Source organism: Vibrio sp. 1288 (assembly GCF_033344475.1).
The window spans coordinates 1-871 of the sequence record NZ_JAWPOX010000273.1 but is presented as its reverse complement, the minus strand read 5'-3'; the positions used below and the strand labels follow the sequence as shown (position 1 = coordinate 871).

Here is an 871-nt window from a genome sequence, read left to right as displayed (position 1 = left end):
AGCCGCGATGGATAACCTTTCTATTTTTAAGCAGCCGCTCTTGCGCCATACTCTTGGCTTAGTGAAACGATGATTGACTGCAACAAACTAGGTAACAACCAGTTATTAGGTAATAAATAGCAATGATGCAAAGTGTAGATATCGCCATCATCGGCGGAGGGAGGGTTGGGTTGGCGCTTGCCGCCGCATTCAAAGACAGTGGCCTGCGTATCGCCGTGATCGAAGGTAGCGTGCCAGATGAAACGTTGAATGAACTGCCTGATGTGCGAGTTTCTGCACTGAGCCGCTCAAGTGAAACCATTTTACGTAAGCTAGGAGCTTGGCAGGGTATTGAGCAACGCCGTGCTGCACCTTACTACGGTATGGAAGTGTGGGAGCAAGACAGCTTCGCAAAAATAGAGTTTGATGCACAAAGTATGGCGCAACCTGATTTGGGTCACATCGTTGAAAATCGCGTGATTCAGTTAGCGTTGTTGGAACAAGTGCAAAAGCTAGAGAACGTAACGTTATTCATGCCTGCGCGCTGTGCGACACTCGCGGTCGGTGAACAAGAGAGTTGGTTAACGCTCGATAACGGCCAAGCGATGACAGCGAAGCTGGTGGTGGGCGCAGATGGCGCGAATTCGTGGCTGCGTAACCAGATGGATGTTCCTTTGACGCATTGGGACTACGGTCACCATGCGTTGGTTGCTAATGTGAAAACAGCGGATCCGCACCACAGCATCGCGCGTCAGATTTTTACACCTCACGGGCCTTTGGCATTCTTGCCAATGTCTCAACCAAACATGTGTTCTATCGTTTGGTCGACAGAGCCAAACCGAGCGGAAGAATTGCTGGTCATGGGCGATGACGCGTTCAACAAAACGCTAAC

1 protein-coding gene is annotated in these 871 nt (G+C 50.3%); it reads left to right on the top strand.

The genetic code is table 11. The features are described from left to right. Positions 1-122 precede the first annotated feature (122 nt). A partial coding sequence (locus tag R8O11_RS26175) for an FAD-dependent monooxygenase (protein ID WP_318194735.1) occupies positions 123-871 on the top strand: 749 nt, incomplete at its 3' end.